Consider the following 25545-nt stretch of genomic DNA (forward strand, 5'->3'; position numbering starts at 1 on the left):
GAACGATTTAGAGTCCGGCCTGACGAAGGACGGACAGATGAAGCGAAAGCGGTTCACGGAAGAGCAGATCATCGCGGTTTTGAAGGAGCACGAGGCCGGTGCGAAGACGGCCGATCTGGCTCGGAAGCACGGGATTTCGGAAGCGACGTTCTACAATTGGAAGGCTAAATTCGGCGGCATGGACGTCTCCGAAGCCAAGCGGCTGAAGGCGCTCGAGGACGAGAATGCCAAGCTGAAGAAGCTGCTGGCCGAGCAGATGCTCGATGCGGCCGCGCTGCGGGAGCTGCTCTCAAAAAAATGGTAAGGCCTGCCGCCAAGCGCGCCGCGGCGGCGCACCTGCAGGCCAAGCTGGGCCTGTCGGAACGGCGGGCCTGTTCGATCGTCGGAGCGGACCGGACGATGGTCCGCTACCGGTCCCGCCGGCCCCCCGACACCGCGCTTCGGGGCCGCTTGCGCGAGCTCGCCAGCGAGCGGCGGCGCTTCGGCTATCGACGGCTGTTCATTCTGTTGCGGCGGGAGGGCGAGCCGTCCGGGATCAACCGCGTCCATCGACTTTACCGGGAGGAAGGGCTCACGGTGCGCAAGCGCCGCAGCCGCCGCAAGGCCTGCGGCGTCCGCGTGCCAATCCTGGTCGATGCGAGGCCGAATGCGCGCTGGTCGCTGGACTTCGTGTCCGATCAGTTCGTAGGCGGGCGGCGCTTCCGCATCCTCAACATCGTTGACGACGTCACCAAGGAGTGCCTGGGCGCGATTGCCGACACTTCGCTCTCGGGGCGGCGGGTGGCGCGGGAGCTGACCTCGATCATCGCCCGGCGCGGCAAGCCGGGCTCGATCGTCTCGGACAACGGCACCGAGTTTACCAGCAACGCGATGCTGGCCTGGTGCAGGGACAACGCGATCGACTGGCACTTCATCGCACCGGGCAAGCCGATCCAGAACGCCTTCGTCGAGAGCTTCAACGGCCGGATGCGCGACGAGTTCTTGAATGAAACGCTGTTCTTCGGTCTCGATGATACCAGGCGCAGGCTCGCCGCCTGGGTTGCCGACTACAACAACGCGCGGCCGCATTCCTCGCTGAGATACCAGACCCCTGCGGCCTTTGCCGCCAACCTCACCGCAACGGGCGATCGGCTGCGCAACCCCGACCAGCTCCGCCAATCGCCCGTTGCTCCACCCGCGCCACTCGGCGTACAACCCACCCGGACTCTAAACTCTGCTGGATGAAACTTCGGTGGCAGCTCAGCGACTTCGGCCGTTCAAAAACCTCACTCCCATTCGATTATTCAAATCGCACTAGCGTATTGAAATTCTTCCGATTTTCTTCTTGCGGCTGATGATATTCCGTCGACGGGGCCGTCAAGAAGCTACGCTCTTGATTTCAATACGGAAATTGCCACGAAAACTTTTCTGTGAGTTCACCCACTATCGGCATCATTCAGTAGATCTCGCCGTGATGAGTATTGCCTCTCCCAGTTAAGAGACGAGTGAGTTAGGGGTGAAAGGCGACTGGGTCCTCGCGAGCGAAGTCGAAGAGGGCTGGGGTCTGAGCGTGGTCGGCGACCTTCTGCTGGAAGCCCGGCTCTACGACGGAGTCACGTCCGACGTAGGTAACGTCTTTGCGACCGGCCCTGATATCCTCGAATAGGGTCGGAGTGTGCTGCTCGCCATATCTGAGCCATTCAGCGATCGTGACCTTGCCGTCGTGGTTGGTGTCAGCAGCGCGCTTTCCGTCGGGGCCCGCAGCCAGCCCGTCGTGTACCAGGGCATAGGTCAGCAGACCCTGCTTCAGTTTATTGCTCTCTAGCGCCACGTCGTCGGCCTGGCTGGCGGCCAGGATGCGCATCGCCTTGTCGTAGGCGAGCTGGCCGAGACCCCGGTCTCCCATTGGTCCCGGCTTGAAGCCAGGTTGATCGACGCTCGCGGCCGAATGGCAGGCGTCTATGATCATCGCCATCTGGCCTGCATCGATCGGACGAAGCCATTCGCTGAGCTCCTCGCCCGAGATGAATTGGGCGAGCACCTCAGGCTTGGTGGCCGGATCCAGATCTTTCCCTGAATCGGAGGGCAGCAGGTAGAACGCCCCGTCTTTGGCCGTGTAGCCATGGCCAGAGAAGGTAACTATCACCACGTCGTCCGGTGTGGCCTGCGCAAGCCGGTCGACGCCGTTCACCCCCGCCAGCGATCCCGACGGCGTTGACTTCCCAGCCAACCTCGAAAGGACCGCCCGGATTTTGGCCTTCGTCGCGTCCCACCTGGTTCGATCGTCTCCGTCCGATGTGAGGCTCACCGGCACCACCTTGTAGCCGTCCAGCCTGGACATACTCTCGCGCATAGCCTCTGCATCACGCACGGCGAAGTGCAACTGGCGTTCCTTCGCATCGTAACTGTTGGCTCCAACCGTCACCACATAGGCTCTCGCCTCCCGCCGTGCGACGTCGCTGGGGACCTGGTACTCCAGCGACGCCGTCGCGCTCTTCACCCGATCCTCATTGAAAGCATACGCCGAGAAGACGCTGCTCCCCTTCCGTCCTCTGGTCGGCAGCTTGACCACGAAGTCATGCGTTACGGTCTTCGCTCCCGCCTCTGGCCTGAGATACGTCCTCTGCCGCCAAGCCCCAATCTCGTCGCTACCATCTGACGCTTCCGGCCATTGTCCCACCAATTCACCGTCCCGAAACAGCCGAAGGTCATACGCATCCGTACGCGTCTTGCCATTTGGCGCCGAATTATCATCCACCGCCGAAGCCTGAACCCTCACCACAGCTTCGTCCAACGTCGCGCCTCCACCGGCGCTCAGGACCCGCACAATGGGCTGCAATCTATTTAAAGAGGCCACGTCAGGAACGGGCCGAACCAATTCGGGATTTTGCAATTCGCGGCCGATCAATCGCGGTTCAAAGTAGTCGCGCATGAATAATTCCGGCGCAAACGTCCGGAACCGGGTATCCGGAAGCACCCAGCCAAGCCCGACCAATTCCTCGATACGGTTGGTATCAAATCGTCCCGAGGGAGAAAACACTGACCACTGACTGTCTTTGAAGTTTACGATTGTCGCAAGTTCGACAGCCCCCTCCGAACGCAACTTCCAAATCTTGATGGAGCCGTCCTCACCAGCACCGGCAATCAGGTCTCCTTTTGGCGAAAAGGCGACGCCCACAAGAGCAGAATTGTTAGCGAGGACTGCACGTCTCTCCCCCGTTGCACTGTTCCAAAGCCGTATTGTTCCATCGGCACCACCGGTCGCAACTAACTTAACATCTGGGGATACCGCGAACGCCGAGACGCGAGGAACTTCGACAGACAACGTAGCTACACCTTGACCCGCAGGAGAGTCCGCCATGCTTTGCTCGATCGCATGATCCACCTTGATCAACGGATTCCCCACCTCCCGCCAGTCGCGAAACACACCGTTCCTGCTACGTGCAACGACGACTTCGTCACTCAAAAATGTGGCTTGTACAACTTCGTCACCATCCCAAGAAAATACCTTCTCCCCGAACCTCAGATCGATTTGGCCAACGAGCCTTCCACTAACGATTTTGAAAATACGGGCTAGCCCATCTTCACATCCCACTACTAACCTCTTGCCAGATGGCGAAAAGGCAAGAGGTCGGGCTTCCGACGCTTGAGGTGAGGCCAAAGTCGAAAGCGAGGTACCGTCATCTCTCAGAACTTCGACCGAATTGCCACGGCTGATGGCCGTGAACTGCCCGTCCGCGGATAGAAGAATTCGCGATGTGTGCCACTCATCAAAAGCTGACGTCTCTTTGACAGCCGCAGGCAAAATAAACTTGGCTTGCCCTCTGGTGAGATCCCAAAGGCCTACCTCCCCACTCCTATATTCGGCAGCAAGCCGGGTCCCATTTAAGCCTACCGAAACGTTCAGAGGGGCCATTGGGTGCTTGATGTGCGTTATCGGCTCGCCCGTCCTGGTTGAGACCACCTGGCCCGCATCACCGACAAGGTAAATTCCACGATCACCGGCCGCTACAGGTGCTGATCGAAACTCAAAGGCAGGACGCCCAGACTCCAAATCCCACACCACCGTTCGGCCCTCGCTAGTCACTTCGAGTCTGCCGTCGGAGGTAAACCCAACGCCTGAAAGCCGTGGAAGACGATCATTCCGCGAAAACACATGTAGCAGTTGCAGCTCCGTAAGGGACCAGGATCGCGGCGGCTCGCTCAGATTCCCAAGAGTGAGGACCTCGTCGTCTGTTGAACTCACCAATAGCGCGCCGGCGTCCTTCAGCGAGGCGTCCTCAACCAGTCCGATTTGCGCTCCCGTCAACAAATTCCAGATGCGCATGGTTCCGCTACGGTGAAGCGTTACGACTGAACGCCCACTCGGAGTTACGACCGCGTCGTTTAAATCAGGCAGGTCAAAGTGATCATTTGTCGGCGGTTTCTGTGGCCCCGAAGCGAACACCTGTAGTTGCTTAGACATCGAGAGGCTCCACAACTGAGCCTCCGCACCGACGATTAGCAAATGATCCGGATCACCCGTTGGGCGCACATGGAAAACCGTCTCATCACGCCGCAACTCGAAGAGCTGCTGCCCGTTGGCGTCCCACACCAGAACGCGTGTGCCGAAGGCCTCATGCTCGTGCTTTTCATTTTCACGGATTTGAGACGCCCGGGCGATGATACGTTGTCCGGTTTGATCCAGCCATACCTCATCAAGCGCTGGAACGTAGGTCCTGAACAGAAGTCGTCCTCGCTTGATATCCCAAAGGCTGATGCTGCCGGAGCTAGAGGTCAGCACTCGATCGCCGTCCGGGGAGAATTGTGCCTGCGCGATTTGATCGAGATCCATTCGAAATAGCTGTTGGCCGGTGGCCGTCTCGTAAACGCCATTTGATTTTGGGTCTCGAGAGCTCAAAACGGCAAGCGTCGCATCTGGCGAAAGCGCGATTCCGAAGTCAACGCCTTGGAAAGTCCTGACTTCCTCCCCATCGATCGTATTCCAAAGATGTCCCAGGCTCCCCTCATCACGCCCGAGGATCCAGACGCCGTCCGCAGACATGGATAGCGATGTAATCTTGCCAACTTTGGGCGTGCGTCTGAGTTCGCGCCCGGATTTGCGATCCCAAATTATCAGTACCCCATCGGCCTCAGTGACGACGATATCGAGGCCAGCGACCCGCTTCATGGGCTCTTGCGGTAGCGACGCTCGTTGTCCGTTTTGGTAGGCGATCTGCACTCCATTCGGGCCAAACATCGCCTTGTTCACATTGCCGGTATGACCAGCTTGGAGAACCAGGCGAGGTGATCCCATAGAACTCACATCATGAGCGGGAGGATTTCGCGGTGCGCTTCCGATCGCCCCACTCATCACATTGAGTGCAGGCTGCAGATTTTTGGCGATAACCTGGCATTCACAGGAAGATCGCTCGGTACTTCTCCACTCCTCGCAACTTTTGAGGGCTATGTTGGCGCTCGTCTCGGCCGTGGCATTATCCCATTCGGCCCACCAACGCGAGAAGCCAAACGCCTTCTCTTTTGCCGATGTCCGGAACTGCCGCCAGTCCACGCAAAGCACGGCTGCGCTGTTCTCGCTATGGAGAAGCGTGTCATCTTTGCCCTGGTGTTCTACAAAGTTTTTCCACGTGTCGAGAACAAATTCAGCAACACCTTGGGCGTCAAGGCCCGTCGATGCACTGGGATCTGCGGCCATTGAATTTCCACCGACCGAGACAACCAGCGTGACAATAAACGCCGTGAAGATTCTTGAAGTCCGTCGCTCGATCAAATTTCACTCCCGTATTATATCTACGTCGCTTTTCGAGCGAGCTATCCATCCACGATGTTGCTCTTTACTTTCAGCTCTTCTCACACTGCTTTGTTTGGAGCGCGACGAATGCCGACCGGCTCGTCGCCAGATACAAGAACTTACCCGGCCACCTTCGGTGGCGCGCAAGGGCACCTCGAGCAAGCAGAACGGAAACGCTTAGCGTCCTCATAACTGAACCACATCGAATCTTTGGCTCAAGAAGCAGCGGACTTGAATCGTGGTCGCGGAGCAATAGCTTCCGATTCCGTCGCCCAACTATCAATTTGACTGACAAACGCCTTTTGCGTGAATACTTGCGATGCAACGTTAGGATGTCAATCGGAAATTGGATGGTCTCGAATCGCGTTTGCTCGGGCCGGCGTTACAAGGGAAACCGACCGGCCCAAGGCGATTGCCTGCGTCGGTGGGATAATTCAGGATCGGCCTGAATCATTCCCGCTCAATTAGCTCCCAGTCGTAGGGCCACTTCGTCCTGCCGGGCGAAGTCGAAGAGACTCGGGGTTTGTGCATGGTCTGCGACTTTTGTCTCGAAGCCCGGCGCAACGACGGAGTCGCGCCCCACGTAGACGGCATCCTTCCGCCCTGCCCGGATGTCCTCGAACAAAGCCGGGGTGTGCTGCTCGCCGTAACGAAGCCACTCTGCGAGTGTGAGTTTGCCGTCATGGTTGGCGTCGGCGGCGTACCTTCCATCCTGCCCCAGCGCCAGTCCGTCATGCACCAATGCGTAGGTGAGCAGCCCCTGTTTCAGTTTCTCACTCTCCAGCGCAACATCATCGGCCTGGCTGGCTGCGAGGATGCGCATGGCCTTGTCGTAGGCGAGTTGGCCAAGCCCCCGGTCCCCCATCGGCCCGGGCTTGAAGCCGGGCTGATCAACACTCGCTGCCGAATGGCAAGCGTCGATGATCATTGCCATTTGCCCGGCGTCGATCGGCCGGAGCCAGCTGCTGAGCTCCTCGCTCGAGATGAACCTGGCGAGTACTTCAGGCTTGCCGGCGGGGTCAAGCGCCTCCCCCGAATCGGCGGGCAGCAAGTAAAACGCCCCGTCCCTTGCCGTATAGCCATGGCCTGAGAAGGTGACGATCACCAGGTCATCTGGCGTGGCTTGCGCAAGCTGGTCGGCCCCCTCTACTCCCACCAGCGCGCCTGGCGCTATCGGCTTCCCGGCCAGCCTGGAAAGAACAGCCCGGATGTTCGCCTTCGTCGCAAACCAGCGCGTTGGATCCCGTCCCTCCGAAGTAAGGGTCACCGGAACGACCTTGTAGCCGTCCAGCCTGGACAGGCTCTCGCGCATGACCTCTGCGTCCCGCACGGCGAACCGCAACGTCCTATTCTCTGACGTATAGGCATTGACGCCGATGGCAATCACATACACTCTGGGTTGGCGCGATGTGATTTCATTCGGCACAGCAAATTCGTACTTCGCAGTCTCACTCTTTACTCTATCTTCATTGAACGCATAGGCCGTCAGCGTAACGGGCTTGCCGAGATCGACGCTGGGTAGCGCGACACGAAACGTGTGTTCTACCCAGTTTTCCTTACCGCTGGTAGGCAACCGACTCATCTCTCGCCATGCTACCACGTCATTCGGATCAGTTTTAGCGGTAGGATCTGGGGGCGGAGGCCACTGGCCGACTATCTGTCCGTTTCGGAATACGCGCATATCGTAAATGCCATCGCCAGACAAGGATTGCGGCCTTGAGGCGTCGCTGGCACCGGTCCTTCCGGTCGGCATGTGGGCTCTGACCGTCACCGATAGTGCGCCCGTCGTTCTGTCAGCTATCTGCACATCAGAGATTGAGAGTTCAGGCTGACGGTGGTTAACCTCGGAAATGTTCGGCACCGGTCGAAGCCGTTCCCTGTTGAGGACCTTCGACAGCAAGTGCGGCTCATAGTACTGTCTCATGAAGATCGTCAGTGGCCACGCTCGCAGCGGCTCGTCAGGAAGAACCCAGCCAGCTGATTGAGACTCTTCGATCGCGTTTGTATCAAACATCCCTTCAGGTGTGGCTACTGTCCACCGATCACCCTGCGAGAAGACCGTAGCCGCGAGGCGTAGGCTTTCCATATCCCAAATTCTAGTTGCGCCATCCAATCCGTAAGACAGCAACTGATTGCCACCGGCCAGGAAAGCCAAGTCAGTCACGTCACCTGCCCCCGCATCCAGGACCTTTAGCCGATTCAACTCCGGCAGCCGGAACAAGGTGACCTTTCCATCTTCCGCTCCGCTTGCTAGCAATCTCCTCGATCCTTCGAAAGCCAAAGCGCGAACGCGCGAAGGCTGCTCCGAAGCGGTGACGACGCGAGGGCCCAACGCATCGGTTTCCATGCTGAAAATCATGCTTCTAGCGTCTTTGCTGGCGCTTTTTCCCGTGCGAAAGTCAAATGACTCAACCCTCGCTCCTTGAGGCGCCTTGGCGAATAAAAATTTCGTGGTGCCGCTGCCCAGGTAAAAGCGTGTCCCCTCTCCCGCAGCAGCGGAAGTGATCGACGTGTCCATATTCATGTATTGCTTGTCCCGCATCCCTCTCCAATAAATTAGACTGGTATCACTGGCAGTGACCAAAGTGCCGTCAGAGAGCCAGGCGAGGCCGACTCCACCCCAATTGTTCCGAATCGTTGGAGCGTCAGCCTGATCAACCAGTTGCAATGGATCAGATTTGAACATGAGGAGTTTCTTTTCGGCGAGCGCCGCCACGTTCCCAGTACCCGCGGGGTCAGGAGCCAACTCGCGGATTGGCATCTCCAACGATATGGATTGCGCGGGCACATTTGCGCCCAATCGAATGGTGCCCAGCTTGTCTTCCGTTGAATAGATTATGCGCTGACCCTGCGCATCGAAGGTCAGAGCCCGAATCCGATTTCCCAACCAAACCTGAGCACGTCGGCTTAACGGGCCGGACGGAAGACCACTCCAGATGTTGAGGACACCATCGAGGCCACCGGTCGCGAACACCGAGCCTCTTGGAGAGGCTGCGATCGAACCATACTTCTCCAAATTTCCAACGTTATCCAGTATGGTTCGACGGGTCGTCACTTGGCGCGTAACAGTTCTGGTAATCATCGGCTCAACAATCACAACGCTGCTGGACGTAAAATATAGCAGGTAGCGCTGATTTGAAGAGGAAGTAACATATCGTAGACTTGCGAATTCATGGACTTCATGCTTGGCATCAGCGAAAGCGTCGAAACCATGCTCTCGCACGAGAATGTATCCTCCGCCTTCGAGCAACATGACCTCCCGGACACCAGCCGCACCGGGCAGGCTCGACAATTCCGCTCCACTTTGACTATCCATAATGTGCAGTGTTGCTCCGCAAGCCACCGCGATTTTTGTCTCGCCGTCGTACCAGTTGATTTTTCCGTGCCAGTTCGCATCCTTCCTTTGATGATCCTCAGGCGTACACGTCTTTGGAAGAGGAAGGTCGCGTAAAGCGAGCCCATCGCGCGCTGGCACGATGGTTATTGTGCTTGATGAAGCAATCCCCACTGCCAGCAGGCTGCCATTCGGACTGTAACGTAACGTTGCCACGTCTCCCGTGGTATTCACGATCTCGACCTTTGGCGTCTTACTCACGACTGCAAGAGCCAGGGAGTGGCCTGAGCGATTGTAGTCAGAGATTCCTATCGCGAGCTGCAAGTCATCAGGCGCCCACTCGATACCCGTGATGTATCGAGCGGCCAAAGTCATTTCTGAGAAAAGGGTACCGGATTGGATCTCCCATACCTGAACCGTTCCGTTCGAGTTACTTGCTACCGCCACGTACTTGCCGGAATGGCTGACTCTCACCTTCCCCACAGGACCGGCGTTAAACGGCAGAGAGCGAACCTCCATATCAGAGCTGACATCCCACACTTTGACGCTTTCGTCTGCTGATCCAGTGACGAGCGTCTGCCCATTGGGCGACATATCTGCAGTTATTAAATTAAGCCGATGCCCCGTCTGGACCACAAAACGTGCGTCACTCTGTTCGGCCCCGGCTGAGGCGCTGAGCAACCCGAGAACGAGCCCCATTGGGAAACTGATCTTCAGGATTCGCATGGAAGCCCTACCACCTATCTGCAAGCCTCTCGAAGCTTCTTGAGAACCGCTTTCGCGAGCGGGATGTAACTGCGTGAAGAGACGCGCTCCTCAGATTCCATTCCCCTCAATATGAACAGCTTTGCTACCAGGTTCTTGAACTGAAAGATGAACGCATACCCTGTGAACTTTTCTTCCGGTATACCCAGCGACCGCGCGAGGGCGGCCGCCTTAGTATTTCGAGGGCCAAAGATCCTTATTGGGACTTCATCCAGGGTCATCTCCGATTCCAATGGCGCCCCCTCGGACAAGAATTCCTGATGCGTTTCGAAGTACCTGGCCGCCAGGTCCGCCGAAACGAAGAATAGTCTAATATCCCTGACATCACCCCACAGCGATTTGGGATCTTGATTGCCCCAAACTCGCATCTGCCAATTTGATTGGTCATCGTATTTCGTTGCAGCGGCTATCGGTGGCCGCGTAACGCTTGATTTCGATAGGCCTAAAGGTCCCAGGTCGTTCTCGGCAAGGAATGTGCTGTCCCAAGGCGGCGCTACCGGACATTGGGAGCTCGCACTTGTATCGGCAAGGAGCGAGAATAGAATGACGATCGGGCCAACCCTTGCGACATGTTTGAGCTTGCAAACAAGTGCGATTCCATAGGCGATCGCTATCGCAGCCAAGTTGTTCGGGCCGGGTCTTAAAACGCGAATTCGCGTGATCATGAGCCACTCCTCCAAGCCCTCTCTGAACAGAAATCTCGCCGGTCTTCTCCGGCCTAAAGTTTTTTATACAAACTCGAGCGCGGCTTTGTCGTTGCGGTGTGCGACCACACTCCAGAGGGGAGTGCCGTCGCTGACATTCCAGGCTACGACCCTGTTTTCCGTCGTTCCTTCCGGCTCTGCTCTTGGTCGCTGGTCCTTGTAGCCCTGACCAGTCGCGACAACAGAGCCATTCGCAGAGATGGCCATCCGCCTGATCATCGTTCCCTCCGTAAGCAGGACGCAGTGCCCTGATCTGAACCGCCCGGCGCAGGTGCGCAGGCGCCCGGCAGCTAGCGCTTCCTGATGATCGCTTCCTCGACGCCCCTGTGGTAATTGAAGAGCACGGGTGTCTGAAGCCTGGCAACCATTGCGGTGATGAACGAGGGATCGACAGTCGAATCCCGTACGACGATGGGGATCTTTCCGGCGCGCGCATCATCGTAAAGTCGAGGCGTTCGGCTCTCTCCGTACCGTAGCCATTCATCCAGTGTCACTTCGGAGTTGTGATCTGTGTCGGCCCGAAGCGGCCCACCGCTCGCGCCGAGCCCCTCCTGTACGAGTGCGTACGTAAGAAGACCCTGACGGAGCTTCCCCAATTCAATCGCGGCCTGCGCCTCCTGGCTTGCCGCGAGAATCCGCATGCCCTTGTCGTACGCAAGCTGACCCAGCCCCCGGTCACCCAAAGGGCCCGGCTTGAAGCCGGCTGCCTTGACGCTGGCGGCTGAATGACAGGCATCGATCACCAAAGCGAGCTGTCCTGCGTCGACCCCCTCAAGCCATTCACTCAACTCTTCGCTTGAGACAAAGCTCGAGAGAACATCCGGGGTTACGTCCGCAGATGCCCGTGCATCGCTGGGAACCAGATAAAAGGTGCCATCGCGCTGAGTGTAACCGTGCCCGGAAAAGGTGATTATGACCAGATCCTCAGGTGCGGCCTGCTGAAGACGGCCTGAGTCCGGTACATCCGCCAATATTGCTCGCGCAGACTCATCTCCGGCGAGGACCCGAAATGCGGCTCTCAGCTTTTTCTTGGAAGCATTCAGGACAGGCCGCTCGGAGAGAAGAGACGTGCTTACAACATCGAAGCCACGAATGGCTTGCAAGGCTTTCGCGGTGTCCATCGCATCTTTTGTAGCGAACTTCAGATCTCTACCTCCCTCAAGGTAGTCGTTGATTCCGATGGTAACCACATAAGCCTTCGGTTTTTCCAGGGAAGGATCCGCAGGCGCGCTATAGCTAGCGTGTGCAGTACCGCTCTTCGCGCGATCTTCGTTGAAGGCATACGCCGCGAAACGGATTTCCTTCTGCACCTTTCGCCTTGGAAGTCGAACCGTGAATTCGAACTTCGTGCCGGCAACCCTCATCGCGTCGCGCCAGGATGAAGGACTCCGCCGATAGTCAGCCGCTACACCGGGTGCCAGCCGCTTGACCAGCTGGTTATTCCGAAATAGTCGCAGATCGTAGGCGTCAGTAGAGATCTTCCCATTCTTTTGAGTCGGATCCCTGCCTTGCTCCACTTCAACGGTAACGACAACGTCATCAATGGTCTCGCCAGCCCTGAAACCGGTGATACTCACCTTTGGCAGAACACGGTTCAGTTTCGAGATCTGCGCAACTGCCGGAAACTCGCTGTCGCACGCTTTTGGATCTTGCGCCATCGCAAGCCGGCAAGAGACAGATCGCGCTAGCAGGCCCGGCTCGAGATAATCCCGCATAAAGACCTCCAGCGAGAGAGGCCGCAAAGGGTCATCCGGCATGAACCAGTTCAGGTCACGCACGTTATCGAGATCATTTGTATCGAAGCGCCCGTCCTGCGCAGCAACAGCCCAGCGATCGACGCCCAGTTCGACGAGTTGCAGAAAATCAGCCGGCGACGACAACGGATGCAGGGTCACCGTCCTGTCCGAATAAGCCAGAAGATCGGTCCCGCTCATTGCAAAGCCGACACCAAGAACAACTCCGGGACGCGCAAGTGTCGCGATACGGTTACCCGTGTTGAGGTCCCACAGCGCTGCTGTTTCATCGCCACTGCCCGTGATGGCGCGAGATCCATCGGGTGACAGCGCTACCGACCATATCCACGCATTGTGAGGAGCCAGCGACAACGCATTTCCTTTGTCGAGGTCATGAACCACGGCACGGTTGTACCCGTTTCCGTATCCAACAATCATTCGATGCCCCCCGGCATCAAACGCAACATCCTGCACCGTGGCATTGATACCCGGAGGCGGTATCGTGCGCTTTCTTTGCCACCTCCAGCCAGAGAAGATTGACACCTCGCCAGCTTCATCTCCGACGACCAGCTCCGTGTCACCAGGACGGAACGCTGCTGCGCGTATGATCGGAAATCGATTTCCAAGGTCCGCCAGAATTTCTCCGCTCACGGTCAAAACCCGAGCTATTGAGTAGGTCCCCACAATCAACTTTTTTCCATCGTGACTCAGTCCCAGTGCTGTTATGCCCGAAAGACCCGTCAGGAAATCAGCAATCTGCTTTCCTGTAACGGCGTCCCAGACAATGATTCCTCCCTGTTTGCTGCCCGCGGCGACGATGTTCCCGTCGCGCGAAATCGCGACAACATCCACGTCATGTTTTGCGCTAACCGACAGCGGTTTCCGAACGCCCGTGTCAAAATTCCAGATCGCGAGACCGCGGTCGCCGGCCACGACCAGGTTCTTCCCGGCACCGTCAATCGCGATTGGCTTTGAGGCGCCCCATTCGCGCGAGGCACGGACCAGGCTAAATGCCTTCCTAGTGAAATCCCAGATGGCTATCTTGCCATTATTGAAGCCGATCGCGAGCGACGAACCGTCCGGCCTGAAGGCCAGGCTCAGGACCCGGCTTCGGACTTTCTCATCGTCGGAAGGCGGCCAGGGGACAGACACAACAAGATCACCCGATCGGGAATTGCGAATGTCTGCCACGCGCGCATTTGGGCTATCACTCCCATCACCAGCGTCCAGCGCCAGCCAGCCTCCATCAGGAGACAACGCGGCGTTGTAGGCCATAAAGCTGCGCACTTCCTTGCCGTCCGGCAGACTGCGAACGGATAACGTGCCCGGCGAAAGCGCGTAGAGAACATCACCTTCCGGCGAAAATTGAACCCAGTTGATGCCATCTTTCGGGCCTGACCACGATGCGACCCCGGCTGCGGATTGAGCGTCCCAGATATGAATCGCGCCCTCTACCTGCACACCGCCTTGCACCTCGCGCAACTTGTCGGCTCCGCCCGTGGCAAGCCACTTGCCGTCTCGACTGAAGGCCAGGGCGTTGATCGAATGGTCGCCAATGAGCGGAAGGCTTCGACTAACATCCGAATGCAAGTGAACAAATGGCTTTGCGCCTTCGCTGGCAGGACCATTGCCTGCGATGGCTACTTGCGATCCTCCGTGTGCGACCGCCACGGCAGTAACCAGATTTGAAGGTGCCTCCAAGTTACCTCGGGCAGATCCCGTACCGAGATCCCAGCGAGTTGCCCCATTTGACGCACCAATGATGACCTCGGTTCCGCCCTTGCCAAAGGCCACAGCACTGACGCTGTTCCGCATTCCGCGAACATCATCATTCGATCCGGAAAAGCTCCTGATCAATGAACCGGATGCGAAATCCCATAACTTGGCCGAATTGTCGGCGCTACCACTGAACAATTGTTTGCCGTCGCTGCTCCAGACGAGGCTCGTTATCCCCTGCACGTGACCAACCGTCGCTACAAGTCGCGCTCCCTCGCGCGACTCCAGCGGATAGGCCTGCTCGGTCGCGACCTGCCGGGCGTCATCGGCGGCATTGGCTTGTTGAAGACCAGAGTGTGAAGCAAACGGAGCGGCGACCAAAAGAAGGACACCGGAGCCGAGCGCCCAATACCGGGCGCATAAGGCTCGAGCGTAGGACCTTGCACCCTTGTTGCCCGGCGACAGCCCTCTCATGAAGCGCAGCCTCTTAGCTCACAGGCACGAGAAATGGCCTGGTTTCCCAATCTGTCGCTCGACGATCATGTGAGCCACCCTCGCCATAAGAGCGATTGTACCTCCTTCCGGAGCCGCTCGTTTGTCAGCACAGGCACATGATGCCTAAGGTACAACCAGAACATCGACAATTGCGGTCGCCCAACTGTCAAGATCGACGGAAGTCGAATCTTTGGCCGCTCCACCAATTGCCTTTCCCTGGTAGAAATCAAAGAGCGAACCGCCGCCACCTTTGGCACCGGTCATTGGTTCGAGAAGACGAAAGTCTACGCTGGAAACTGTCGTGGCAATTACCTTGTAACTTTCTCGGCCAAGCGGAAGCCCAATCTTTCTGGGCGAGTGCATCACCATGTTGCTATGCGCGTGCACGAGATCTCCGTTCGGATTGCTCGTTACAAGCTCAATTCTTCCGCTACTACCGAGCATGAAGACCGCAGCATAAAGTTCGCGCTCACTGTTGTTCCTGACCTCAATCTGAAAGCGCTGGTCGATCCGCATGGGTTCTGCCGTGTCGGCGCCGTCAACAGGCCGCGGAATAACATCCGGCTCCGGACCAGCACCAGCCTTTAAATCCACTTTTATAAGGCGCACCTGTAGCTGTTCGCGAAACGGGGACGACTCGTTATCCAGTCCGCGAAGGTTTTCCTGCCTGGCAAATCGCTCAATACGATCGACCAGGTCCACAACTCTGGACGCGCTGTTGGCGGGGACAAGGAACTGAAAGAGCGGGCGATCGCCCTTCTCGGTCAGATAGTAGACCGCGCTACAATCCTTGGCCGCTCTTGACAGGTCCGACGACAGAACCAGCTTGCCACCATCAGCGCAGCCCCGCCGAATAGCGACATTCCAGCTTTCGTTGCGGCCAGCTGGTCGCACCAGCTGATTGCTGGACAGCATCTCGGATAACTGACGAAGAAGCCCTGCGTCATCTCCGGCCATCTGTTGCCCGGGCAGCTCACTCACGTTTATGCGGAGTTTCTCGGAACCGAGGTAGGGAGCGACAATGGCCACCTTTGCATCCTGACCAAAGGGCTTTGCCACCGGGCCTGATACCGCAGCAGTGGATCTCACATCCCCCAGTTTTGATATTTGTGCATTAGCGATCTTGTCTTTTTCTCCGGTCAATCTTTTCGCAGTGGGAGCGTAGATCGCCAGAAATGTTCCCTCGCGCAGGCCGAGCGTCCGCCCTGCCTCGATCTCGAAAGATCCGTTAGCCGGTTGAGAAACGATTTTGACATAGGGGTCTTCGCGATCGGACGCATCGCCGAATATCCGCCCCTCAATTCTTCCGACCGCCTGAGGATGTTGATAAGGCAAGGCCCTTGCAAGCGAGAGACCTACATCCCTCATCGCTAGTTCGACAGTTAAAGCTGGCCGGCTGTTTAAAGCCTGCACGAGATAGAAGGTGAAGAAACCGTGGAACTTTTTTCCTGAAGTGGTGTCGATCTTGTCCTCGTAAGACAGCTCTTCGGCATGTGAAGCAGAGAGCAATGCAAACTGTTGTCTGCGTGTCAGGAATGAACCGGTTGCCTCGCCGGACTTCCCAGCGGGACCATCTACGCGGCCGCCGGCGCTGAATTGGCGCGGATTCGGTGGCGCGCTCCTGGACGTCAGCGTCGGGGAGTCGATGCCCTTGATGGCGCTACCGGAATGGCAACTGTCGAGGATGAAGGTAATGTTGCTTGTGTATTTGCGCAGTTCCTCGAAAAGATCGATCAGCTCATTGTCGACAATATCCTTCCCTCCGCTCGCGCGACTATCGTAAGCTACAAGCGTGCTGTGCGTACTGCCATCCCCGGGACTAACGTTGTTGGCCAGCGAACCGTGGCCGCTGAAATAAAATACGATCGTGGACTGCGGATGCGTTGCTGCTCTCTCGATCAAGTGCGACCTGACCGTCTTGAGTATCGCCTCTCGCGTCGCTTGTTTGCCGATCAGCGTCACGATGTGGGCAGCATCGTCTGCAAACTTGTATTGTGATACCAGCAACTGCTTTACTAGGGCGACATCGTTCGCCGGCCCCTTGAGCGGCGTGACGCGTCCGCTTTGCTGCGGCGATGGGGCGTAGTCGTCGACGCCGATAAGCAATGCAAAACGTTCGACGCTCGCAGTTTGCGGCGCTTCAGCAGCGACGCCCTGTTGCAAAAACAACAGAACGAAAATTGATGCAAAAACAAACCGAAAAAGATTTCCAGCCATCACCAACATTCTATTGCGGCCAATATCCGGCAAAGCTATCGGTTGCAGAGTACGATGTCTACACCCTCCTACAGGGGTTCTCGCTGACAATTGTCCTATAGGCTGAATGGCTGGCTGTGCGCCGCAATAGTCCGCAATTTCAGGGGCGGAAGACACCTTGACGCTTCTTCCAATCCTCCCAGCTAACTGCCGCCGTGGGCGGAAATTCCTGGAGATACCGACGTTCCCCCTGCTCTTTCAGTTTCTTGTTCTGGTCCCAATACTTTTGTCCTCCCCACGAGACCGCTGAATAAATGGCCTCCACCTTGAAGGGATCAACCTTTAGATCCTGCATTGCGGCCTTCAGGATACCGTTCGCTGTGTCTATCGACACGTTCTGCTCCCAATAGAGATAGTCATGTATGATCGCCGCATAGGCGTATTCGCCGTCCGGCCTCAAGAACGAGTAAAACATTGGCGGTATGCTCGCCAGATCGGTCACAAAGCCTTTTGGAACGGTCACGTTGCTCAGCTTCCGCGCTTCTGTAAAACGCGGCGTCCACGATATCGGCTCGAGCAAAAAGTACATTGGCTCCCTGAAACGTCCCATGTACAAAGGTGAATCGATGGATTTTGCGCTCTCCGCAAGTTCAATCCATTTTTCCATGCTTACCGGTCCAGCTTTGCTCGGATCCGATTGCGATGCAGCCTTCGTCGAGGCCAAAGCAATCCCGCCAAGCGCCACACATGCACCCAAAGCAGTTCGACGATTGAAGTTGGTCATCGCTGGTCCCTCGCTTTTCTAACCTCGCTATAGTGGAACGATACTCGCTCCCTCTCCCGCCCAGATTGCGAAGAAGCCATCGGTCGCGTCAAGTCCGCGCTGGTCTTTTGATGACGATCCAAGTGACTTGACCACCTCAAAGCTCACCCTCAATCCAAGGCGTTGATTTTTCTTGAGAATCACTCAGATAGCATGTCTCTCGGGTGGGATCACATCCCGCAAGACGACAATCGGCTCCCCTTCCATGAAACAACGGTCGAGGCGCCTCTCGGTTGCCAGAAAAAAAATTTCAACTGAACTAGCACGGTTCGAAAAATCGACGTATCGTCTAGCTCTCGAGCCGGGGGGCATTTGTGCGGCCATTGTATATTCTTGTTATTGGATTGCTTGGACTTGAGCTCGCAGGATGCGGCGCCGTACTTCCAGTGATGAAGGTCGAAAGGCCAACAGAGAATGACTTCAGGGATTTCGTCCTGGGTATTTCTGCCCATGTGAAATGTGAGCTCGGCAACGCCGTTGCGCTCGAATATTCCGATGTCGACAAAAGGCATAACGCAATTGGCAAGTGGGCAGCCAAGGTCGCATTGACAGTTCGGGCTCTTGACAAGGGTGACGTTAATCCGGGTGTATCGGTTTTCAACACCGCCGCAACACGTACTCTTGCGGTTGGCGGCCAGTTTGAGACAAACGCAACCCGCGAGCTGACGATCACATATTTCTGGCCCTTCGATGAGTTGTTGAATGCCAGATCAATTCGGCCGCCCGGGCAAGTTGATTGCGATGAGGTCAGCCGCGAAACGAATGTCCACGCGCCGATTGCCGGCAACCTGGGCATCCACGAGACTTTAAAATCGGCTCTTGAGACCTGGGATCACGGCCTGGCATCCGAACACATAAAGGACAGCCCGTTTGATACGATCACGCATCACGTGACGTTTCAGGTTATCGCAGGCGGAAGTGCAACTCCCACGTGGAAGCTCGTAAACGTGACGGCCAACAACACGTCTCCGTTTCTGAGTGCAACGCGAACACAGACGGATGACCTTCTTATAACGATGGGCCCGAACACTCTCAACGGACGAAAAGAGCTCGACTCCGCGTTTCAGACCGAGCGGCTACGAAGTGTCATCAATCGACCCGGCAGCGGGGGATAAAATGCAAAATCTTGGCAGGTATTTTATAGCCGTCGCAGTCATGGTTGCGAACTTGACGTCGCAAGCCTTCCCTGCCGATATCTGCGTCAAAAGCCAGAACACGGGAGAAAAGCGCCTAGTGCCCGCCACCTACGGAGATTGTACCAAGGAGGGACCAGCGGCAAAGGAAGTCCCTGACGTTCCTGACACAGGAAAGAAGTCGAAGGGGGCATTCCGTCTTGCTATATTCGAGCCTGCCCAGACAACCGCGTGGTACACGAGCTGCTCTGGAAGTGGTGATCCCACCATCCGATGGCAGGGACCAAAGAGACCTTGTTAGGATTTCCTGCCACCTGCACACCAAGGAAGGCAGTCCAGCGGCTCTTCGATCCGCATGACCTGTGACCTTGCCCCCAAGTTTTATCCAGATCTGAGTTCGTTCGGGCGGTTTGATGTGCCCATCTGGGCGGTCGTAGCGGCGGGAGCTGGCGCGGAGCTCTCGGCATAGCGCAGCGCCAGATCCCGACGCGGATTGCAGGTGGCGGCGAACTCGGATGGCGTCTTCCATCCGAGCTGGGAGTGCGGCCGAGCGTCGTTATAGTCGGTCCGCCAGCATCGGAGCGCGACGCGGGCCTGAGCAAGCGAGGTGAACAGCGTCTCGTTCAGCAGTTCATCCCGCAGGCGACCGTTGAAGCTCTCGATGAAGGCGTTCTGCATGGGTTTGCCCGGCGCGATGTAGTGCCAGGCGACACGGCTCTGATCGGTCCATGTCAGGATGGCATTGCTCGTGAGCTCGCTGCCGTTGTCGCGTACGCATCCGAGCAAGACCGCCTTGTGAAGAAGTCGGCCTCGTAGCTCACTGTCGTTATGGACGTACATAAGGACAGTGCGATGTTGAGTCGCATAGAGGTTGTCGAGACGGGTCGGCGTGTTCCTTGGCCCAGCGCCTGGCGTAGCGCCGCACCGCATCATAGCTGCCGTCATAGCCTTGGCCGCGCAGCTCCTCGAAGATCCGGATCAGCGTCAACCGTTCGCGTGATGTGCCGTTGAGCTTCGCGCCGGGCGAGGCCTACCAGTTCGACTGGAGCCACGAGATCGTCCTGTTGAACGGAGTGACGGTGACCGTGAAGGTCGCCCATGTCCGGCTCTGTCACAGCCGGATGCTGTTCGTCCGCGCCTATCCGCGCGAGACGCAGGAGATGGTGTTCGACGCTCACGACCGGGCGTTTGCCTTGTTCAAGGGCGCCTGCCGTCGCGGCATCTACGACAACATGAAGACCGCGGTCGAGACCGTGTTCGTCGGCAAGGACCGGCAATACAATCGCCGCTTCCTTCAGATGTGCAGCCATCATCTGGTCGAGCCGGTCGCCTGCACGCCCGCCTCGGGCTGGGAGAAGGGCCAGGTCGAGAACCAGGTCGGCCTGGTCCGCGAGCGCTTCTTCACGCCTCGGCTGCGGTTCAGGAGTTACGAGGAGCTGAACGCCAGGCTGCTCGACAAGTGCATCGCCTACGCCAAGGCACATCGCCATCCCGAGTTGGCGGAGCAGACGATCTGGGAGGTGTTCGAGGCCGAACGCCCCAAGCTCGTCCCCTATGTCGGTCGGTTCGACGGCTTCCATGCGGTGCCGGCCTCGGTCTCGAAGACGTGTCTGGTCCGCTTCGACAACAACAAGTACTCGGTCGCAGCCAGCGCCGTCGGCCGCCCGGTCGAGGTCCATGCCTATGCGGACCGCATCCTCATCCGCCAGGACGGCAGGATCGTCGCTGAGCACAGCCGCGCGTTCGGCCGAGGCGAGACGCTCTACGACCCCTGGCACTACGTCCCGGTGCTCGCCCGCAAGCCCGGCGCTCTGCGCAATGGTGCGCCCTTCAAGGACTGGGTGCTGCCGGCTGCGATGGAGCGCGTGCGGCGCAGGCTCGCCGGTGTCGAGGATGGCGGGCGGCAAATGGTCGATATCCTCACCGCTGTGCTGACCGATGGCCTGCCGGCGGTCGAGGCCGCCTGCACCGAGGCGATCGCCGAAGGCGTCCACTCCGCCGACGTCATCCTCAACATCCTGGCGCGCCGGCGCAACCCGGAACCGCCTCCCACCATCTTCACGCCCGCCGCACTGACCCTTCGCCACGCCCCGGTCGCCGATTGCGCCCGTTACGACAACCTCAGGAGAACCGTCTGATGGAACGATCCGAACTCTTCGATCTCATGGGTGAGCTTGAGCTCCATGGCATGAAGGCTGCCTTCGACGAGATCATGGCCAACGCCGTCAAGCGCCAGCATGAGCCCCAGCGCATCATCGGCGATCTGCTGACCGCCGAGATCAGCGAGAAGCAGGCCCGCTCGATCAAGTACCAGCTCACCATCGCCAAGCTGCCGCTGGCCAAGGATCTCGGCGACTTCCAGTTCGAGGGTACGCCGATCAACGTAGCTCTGGCGCGCGATCTCGCCGGTGGCAGCTTCCTTGCTCAGCAGCGTAACGCCGTCCTGATCGGCGGCACCGGGACCGGAAAGACGCATCTGGCCATCGCGATTGCCCGCAGCTGCATCCGTGCCGGTGCCCGTGGCCGCTTCTTCAACGTCGTCGACCTCGTCAACCGGCTGGAATCCGAGGCCCGCAATGGCCGGCAGGGCCGGCTCGCCGACCACCTGACCCGCATGGACTTCGTCGTGCTCGACGAGCTCGGCTATCTGCCATTTGCTCAGTCCGGCGGCCAGCTGCTGTTCCACCTGATCAGCCGACTCTACGAGCGCACCTCGGTAATCGTCACCACGAACCTGTCGTTCGGCGAATGGCCGACCGTCTTCACCGATGCCAAGATGACGACTGCGCTGCTGGACCGCCTGACCCACCACTGCGACATCATCGAAACCGGCAATGACAGCTGGCGCTTCAAGAGCCGCGACGAAGATCATATCCCAACCCGCGCTCGCGGCGTCTCCGCAACCCCGACCAGCTCCGACGCCGCGAGCGCTATCGCCAGGACTCGTGGCACCAGGGGGTCAAAGTTGGACGCCGATCCGGGGTCAATTTTGAACGCCGGTTGACAGTCGTGCATCAACGACGAACCGCCAGACCAGTTCGATCAGTCTGATTGTGAGTCCCCGGACCCGCCTCGAACGCTTGCTTCCCCTTTGCCGTCCAAAGTGCTCGCGCCTCTTCGGCCTGACCGCTTTGGAGCTTGGCAGCCATCCAAAGCAGCGCGCCGTAGATCATGGCACGGTCATCGCCAGTCAAGTCCACGATGCCCGCTCTAACGACGAGACCGCCGAGTTCGATGAGATGCCGGGTCCGCTTGCGGCGCTCGACTTGCCATGTGCGCATGTCATGTCGCGCCCTTGCGGTTTGATGCCTGTTGCGCGCCGTCCGGTTGCGCCGAAGGGCCACTAGCGTTGCGATCAGCTGCCGGCGCAGTTCGGCGCGACCGTCCCTGAAAGAAGGCGGCCCCTCGCCTGGCCCATGCCTCCCTCTTTCCGGCCTCCTTTGTCTCGGCCAGCACGATCAGCGCACCAGCCAGTTCATTGGCGCTAAGCGCATCTGCCCCGGTGGCGATGACAAGTTCGCCGAGCTGCTGCACTTTGCGGCTTTTCAGGTCGCGCGCCTTGTCCTCAAGTGCCTTCAGTTCGGCATCAAAATCCCTAGGCTTGCGCATCATCGTCTCCATCGGTGTTGATGGAGAGATGATAGTCGAGCCCGCGGCACAATGTTGTAAGGTAGTCAGGACGGCCTGAGATGCGGTAGTCCCTCCCGAGATTTTTTCGAGGGAGGGCGCGCTTATACGTCGTTCCGACGTGCGCTCTGCCGTGTCACTGATCCGATCGCGATGGCGATCTATCATCTTCACGTCAAGGTCATTGGCCGGAAGGCCGGGAGCAGTGCGGTGGCGTCGGCCGCCTACCGCTCCGCCTCGCGGCTGCGTGATGAGCGGCTTGAGCGCAGCCACGACTTTTCCGGAAAACGCGGAGTTGTCCATTCCGAGGTGATGCTGCCAGAGAACGCGCCGAGGGCGTGGAGCGACCGCGAACGGCTTTGGAACGATGTCGAGGCGTTCGAAGTGCGGAAAGATGCGCAGCTTGCCCGGGAGGTGGAGTTCGCCCTTCCGCGCGAGCTGAGCGAGGCGCAGGGCATCGAGTTGGCCCGCGACTTCGTTCGGGGCGAGTTCGTAGGTCTGGGCATGGTCGCCGACCTCAATGTGCATTGGGATATGGCCGAGGACGGCATGCCCAAGCCCCATGTCCATGTCATGCTGACCATGCGCGCGGTGGACGAGAACGGGTTTGGCCGGAAGGTACGGGATTGGAACCGCACCGAGATGGTCGAGCGCTGGCGCGAACGCTGGGCGGAGCTCGCAAACGATCGCTTGGCCGAACTCGACATCGACGCGCGGATCGACCATCGCAGTCTGGAAGCCCAGGGCATCGCGCTGGAGCCGCAAAGCCAGATCGGCGCGCCCGCTCAACGGATCGAGGTTCGGGGCACCGCAGGCGACGGGGGTGAGGCCGATCGTGCCGAGATACACCGCGAGATTGCGCGCGGTAATGGCGCGCGGATCGTCGCCGATCCCACCGTAGGGCTCGATTCAATCACCCAGCAACAATCGACCTTCACACGCCGCGATATGGCAAAGTTTGCGCACCGGCACAGTGACGGACTCGACCAGTTCAAAGCGGTCCTGGGCGCGATGCAGGGAGCGCCCGATCTGGTCGAACTCGGCAAGGACGGTCGCGGCGAGGATCGGTTCACCACCCGCGCAATGATCGAGGCAGAACGGCGACTGCATCGCGCCGCTGAATTGATGGCGGACCGGGAGCGCCGTGAGGTACGCCACGCGGACCGCCAAGCCGCTTTGGTGCGTGCGGAAGCGCGCGGTCTGCTCCTATCGTCAGAGCAGGCCGAGGCCTTGGCGCATGTCACGGCCGGGCGCGATCTCAGCGTCGTCCTCGGCCATGCCGGGACGGGAAAGAGCGCGATGTTGGGGGTAGCGCGGGAGGCCTGGGAAGCGGCAGGCCTCGAGGTCCGGGGCGCGGCTCTGTCCGGCATTGCTGCGGAAAACCTCGAAAGCGGATCGGGCATATCCTCTCGCACCATTGCCAGCATGGAGCATGGCTGGGAACAGGGCCGAGACCTGCTCACGAACCGCGATGTCCTGGTGATCGACGAGGCCGGCATGGTCGGTACGCGGCAACTCCAGCGCGTGCTGTCCCATGCTGCCGAAGCGGGCGCTAAGGTCGTGCTGGTCGGCGATCCGCAACAACTGCAGGCCATCGAGGCGGGCGCGGCATTCCGGTCGATCCATGAGCGTCACGGTGGCGCCGAGATCGGCGAAGTGCGCCGTCAGAGGGAAGACTGGCAGCGCGACGCCACGCGCGATCTGGCGACGGGCAAAGTGAGCCACGCGCTCGGAGCTTACCGCGCCCACCGTATGGTGCATGAGGCCCAGACCCGCGAGCAGGCACGCGGCGATCTGATCGGGCGCTGGGAGCGCGACCGGCAGGCATCGCCGGATCGAAGCCGGATCATCCTGACCCACACCAACGACGAGGTTCGCATCCTGAACGAGGCGGCGCGCGAGCGGATGCGGGCTGCAGGCGATCTTGGCGACGATGTGCGTGTGACGGTCGAGCGCGGCGCGAGAGCCTTCGCCAGCGGGGATCGCGTCATGTTCCTGCAGAACGAACGCGGCCTTGGCGTGAAGAACGGCACGCTCGGGACTGTCGAACAGGTCAGCGCGCAATCCATGACCGTGCAGATCGACGATGGCCGATCCGTGCGCTTCGACCTCAAGGATTATAATCGGATCGACCATGGCTATGCGGCCACGATCCACAAAGCGCAGGGCATGACGGTCAACCGCGCGCATGTGCTGGCGACGCCCGGGATGGACGCCCATGGCAGCTATGTTGCCCTGTCGCGGCACCGCGACAGCGTGGACCTGCATTATGGCCGTGACGATTTTGCCAATGCGGACCTGCTCGTCCGCGTCCTGTCGCGCGATCGGGCCAAGGACATGGCCTCGGACTACGACCGTGCCGATCCGGTCCGGAGCTATGCCGAGCGGCGTGGGATCACGTTCCGCGAGCGCGTGGCCGACATCGTCCGCAAGGTCGTGCCGGAGAAGCTGCGCGACAGGTTGGACGGCCTTCACTCTCCTGCAGATGCGCCCGGCCCGGATGACGGACGGAGGCCGGAACCGGCAACCCCGGCAAGGGAAACGAGCGGTATGGGAGCCGAGCGGCGCGTAGCCGAAACGCCAGACAGGAACGTGGTCGAAGAGGCGGACAAGGAGCTACGTCGCGCGCGAACCCGAGCGCTCGTGCGCCATGCCCGGGCTGTGGATGCGATCTTCGCAGCGCACGAGATGGGCGGCGAAGCCAACCCTGCGCAGGTGAAAGAGCTGCAGAAAGCCCGTCAGGCCTTCGAGGCGGTGCGGCCCTATGGCTCGCACGACGCAGAAACCGTCTACAAGAAGAGCCCTGAACTGGCCCGCGAGGCGGGTGGCGGCCAGGTCGGCCGCGCAGTTCGCGCACTCCAGCTCGAAACCGAACTCCGCATCGATCCGGGCCGTCGCGCCGATCGCTTTGTGGAGCAATGGCAGAAGCTCGACCATAGCAGCCAGCGCCAGTATCAAGTGGGCGACATGGCCGGCTATAAGGCCGCCCGCTCGGCGATGGGCGATATGGCGAAAAGCCTCGAACGCGATCCGCAACTGGAATCCATCCTCGCCAGCCGCAAGAAAGACCTCGGCATCGCGTTCGAATCAGGCCGCCGGCTCGGGCAGGATTTGGCCTTAGCGCATGGCATCGATCTCGGCAGAGGCCGGAGCATCGGGATTTGACCTGTCTGCCGCCGGCTCTACGCTACACCAGTCAACGTACGAGATCCTCTTGTGCGCCCCCCAACTGTTTGGCCTGTCTGGTCT

Annotated in this window: 12 protein-coding genes and 2 pseudogenes; 5 read left to right on the plus strand and 9 right to left on the minus strand. The window is 59.0% G+C overall.

Annotated elements, in window-relative coordinates; all coding sequences use genetic code 11:
• Nucleotides 1-37: 37 nt before the first annotated feature.
• A protein-coding gene (locus QX094_RS29275; protein ID WP_316188008.1) for an IS3 family transposase occupies nucleotides 38-1224 on the plus strand; the annotation gives its coding sequence in 2 pieces (ribosomal slippage) (nucleotides 38-299 and nucleotides 299-1224; 1188 coding nt in all).
• Between the two features lie 265 nt (nucleotides 1225-1489).
• On the opposite strand, the gene QX094_RS29280 is transcribed toward QX094_RS29275, so the two are convergent.
• From QX094_RS29280 to QX094_RS29305, 6 genes are all read right to left on the minus strand, one after another.
• Nucleotides 1490-5749 carry a caspase family protein gene (locus tag QX094_RS29280; protein WP_316188407.1) on the minus strand — a complete coding sequence of 1420 codons (4260 nt, stop codon included), beginning with the start codon at nucleotides 5747-5749 and terminating at the stop codon, nucleotides 1490-1492.
• Nucleotides 5750-6230: 481 nt separating this feature from the next.
• Nucleotides 6231-9830 (minus strand): caspase family protein, encoded by a 3600-nt coding sequence (locus QX094_RS29285; protein WP_315712586.1) that lies wholly within the window; start codon nucleotides 9828-9830, stop codon nucleotides 6231-6233.
• A 14-nt stretch (nucleotides 9831-9844) separates the two neighbouring features.
• A complete protein-coding gene (locus tag QX094_RS29290) occupies nucleotides 9845-10534 on the minus strand; it encodes a hypothetical protein (RefSeq protein ID WP_315712587.1) in 690 nt (229 codons plus the stop codon).
• A gap of 329 nt (nucleotides 10535-10863) precedes the next feature.
• Nucleotides 10864-14496, minus strand: coding sequence for a caspase family protein (locus tag QX094_RS29295; RefSeq protein ID WP_316188408.1), 3633 nt, complete (start codon nucleotides 14494-14496; stop codon nucleotides 10864-10866).
• 144 nt (nucleotides 14497-14640) lie between these two features.
• Nucleotides 14641-16734 (minus strand): caspase domain-containing protein, encoded by a 2094-nt coding sequence (locus QX094_RS29300; RefSeq protein ID WP_315712591.1) that lies wholly within the window; start codon nucleotides 16732-16734, stop codon nucleotides 14641-14643.
• 139 nt (nucleotides 16735-16873) lie between these two features.
• Nucleotides 16874-17497, minus strand: coding sequence for a DUF1353 domain-containing protein (locus QX094_RS29305; RefSeq protein ID WP_315705334.1), 624 nt, complete (start codon nucleotides 17495-17497; stop codon nucleotides 16874-16876).
• A gap of 362 nt (nucleotides 17498-17859) precedes the next feature.
• On the opposite strand from QX094_RS29305, the gene QX094_RS29310 reads away from it, so the two are divergent.
• Nucleotides 17860-18651, plus strand: a complete 792-nt coding sequence (locus QX094_RS29310; protein ID WP_315705333.1) for a hypothetical protein — start codon at nucleotides 17860-17862, stop codon at nucleotides 18649-18651.
• 399 nt (nucleotides 18652-19050) lie between these two features.
• Here the strand turns inward: QX094_RS29310 and QX094_RS29315 are convergent.
• Nucleotides 19051-19443 (minus strand): annotated as a pseudogene (locus tag QX094_RS29315) (integrase core domain-containing protein); the annotation flags it as partial.
• A 224-nt stretch (nucleotides 19444-19667) separates the two neighbouring features.
• On the opposite strand from QX094_RS29315, the pseudogene istA reads away from it, so the two are divergent.
• Both istA and istB read left to right on the plus strand, forming a co-directional pair.
• A pseudogene (gene istA / locus QX094_RS29320) lies at nucleotides 19668-20807 on the plus strand (IS21 family transposase); the annotation flags it as partial.
• The gene (istB, locus tag QX094_RS29325; RefSeq protein WP_315714403.1) at nucleotides 20807-21673 is read left to right on the plus strand and encodes an IS21-like element helper ATPase IstB; all 867 of its coding nucleotides are present in this window, start codon (nucleotides 20807-20809) and stop codon (nucleotides 21671-21673) included. The pseudogene istA and the gene istB, both read left to right, overlap by 1 nt.
• A gap of 10 nt (nucleotides 21674-21683) precedes the next feature.
• On the opposite strand, the gene QX094_RS29330 is transcribed toward istB, so the two are convergent.
• Both QX094_RS29330 and QX094_RS29335 read right to left on the minus strand, forming a co-directional pair.
• Complete coding sequence (locus QX094_RS29330) at nucleotides 21684-21950, minus strand: conjugal transfer protein TraD (RefSeq protein WP_315714404.1); 267 nt, start codon at nucleotides 21948-21950, stop codon at nucleotides 21684-21686.
• 1 nt (nucleotide 21951) lies between these two features.
• Nucleotides 21952-22278 carry a conjugal transfer protein TraD gene (locus QX094_RS29335; protein ID WP_315705479.1) on the minus strand — a complete coding sequence of 109 codons (327 nt, stop codon included), beginning with the start codon at nucleotides 22276-22278 and terminating at the stop codon, nucleotides 21952-21954.
• A gap of 171 nt (nucleotides 22279-22449) precedes the next feature.
• On the opposite strand from QX094_RS29335, the gene traA reads away from it, so the two are divergent.
• Nucleotides 22450-25461 carry a Ti-type conjugative transfer relaxase TraA gene (gene traA, locus QX094_RS29340; protein ID WP_315714405.1) on the plus strand — a complete coding sequence of 1004 codons (3012 nt, stop codon included), beginning with the start codon at nucleotides 22450-22452 and terminating at the stop codon, nucleotides 25459-25461.
• Nucleotides 25462-25545 lie beyond the last annotated feature (84 nt).

Source organism: Bradyrhizobium sp. SZCCHNS1050 (assembly GCF_032484785.1).
Taxonomy (GTDB): Bacteria; Pseudomonadota; Alphaproteobacteria; order Rhizobiales; family Xanthobacteraceae; genus Bradyrhizobium.

Excerpts from the sequence above, each read along its gene's own strand:
- QX094_RS29285 (WP_315712586.1), bottom strand. The coding sequence starts at position 9,830 with ATGCGAATCCTGAAGATCAGTTTCCCAATGGGGCTCGTTCTCGGGTTG.
- QX094_RS29290 (WP_315712587.1), bottom strand. The coding sequence starts at position 10,534 with ATGATCACGCGAATTCGCGTTTTAAGACCCGGCCCGAACAACTTGGCT.
- QX094_RS29295 (WP_316188408.1), bottom strand. The coding sequence starts at position 14,496 with ATGAGAGGGCTGTCGCCGGGCAACAAGGGTGCAAGGTCCTACGCTCGA.
- QX094_RS29300 (WP_315712591.1), bottom strand. The coding sequence starts at position 16,734 with ATGGCTGGAAATCTTTTTCGGTTTGTTTTTGCATCAATTTTCGTTCTG.
- QX094_RS29305 (WP_315705334.1), bottom strand. The coding sequence starts at position 17,497 with ATGACCAACTTCAATCGTCGAACTGCTTTGGGTGCATGTGTGGCGCTT.
- istB (WP_315714403.1), top strand. The coding sequence starts at position 20,807 with ATGGAACGATCCGAACTCTTCGATCTCATGGGTGAGCTTGAGCTCCAT.
- QX094_RS29330 (WP_315714404.1), bottom strand. The coding sequence starts at position 21,950 with ATGCGCACATGGCAAGTCGAGCGCCGCAAGCGGACCCGGCATCTCATC.
- QX094_RS29335 (WP_315705479.1), bottom strand. The coding sequence starts at position 22,278 with ATGCGCAAGCCTAGGGATTTTGATGCCGAACTGAAGGCACTTGAGGAC.
- traA (WP_315714405.1), top strand. The coding sequence starts at position 22,450 with ATGGCGATCTATCATCTTCACGTCAAGGTCATTGGCCGGAAGGCCGGG.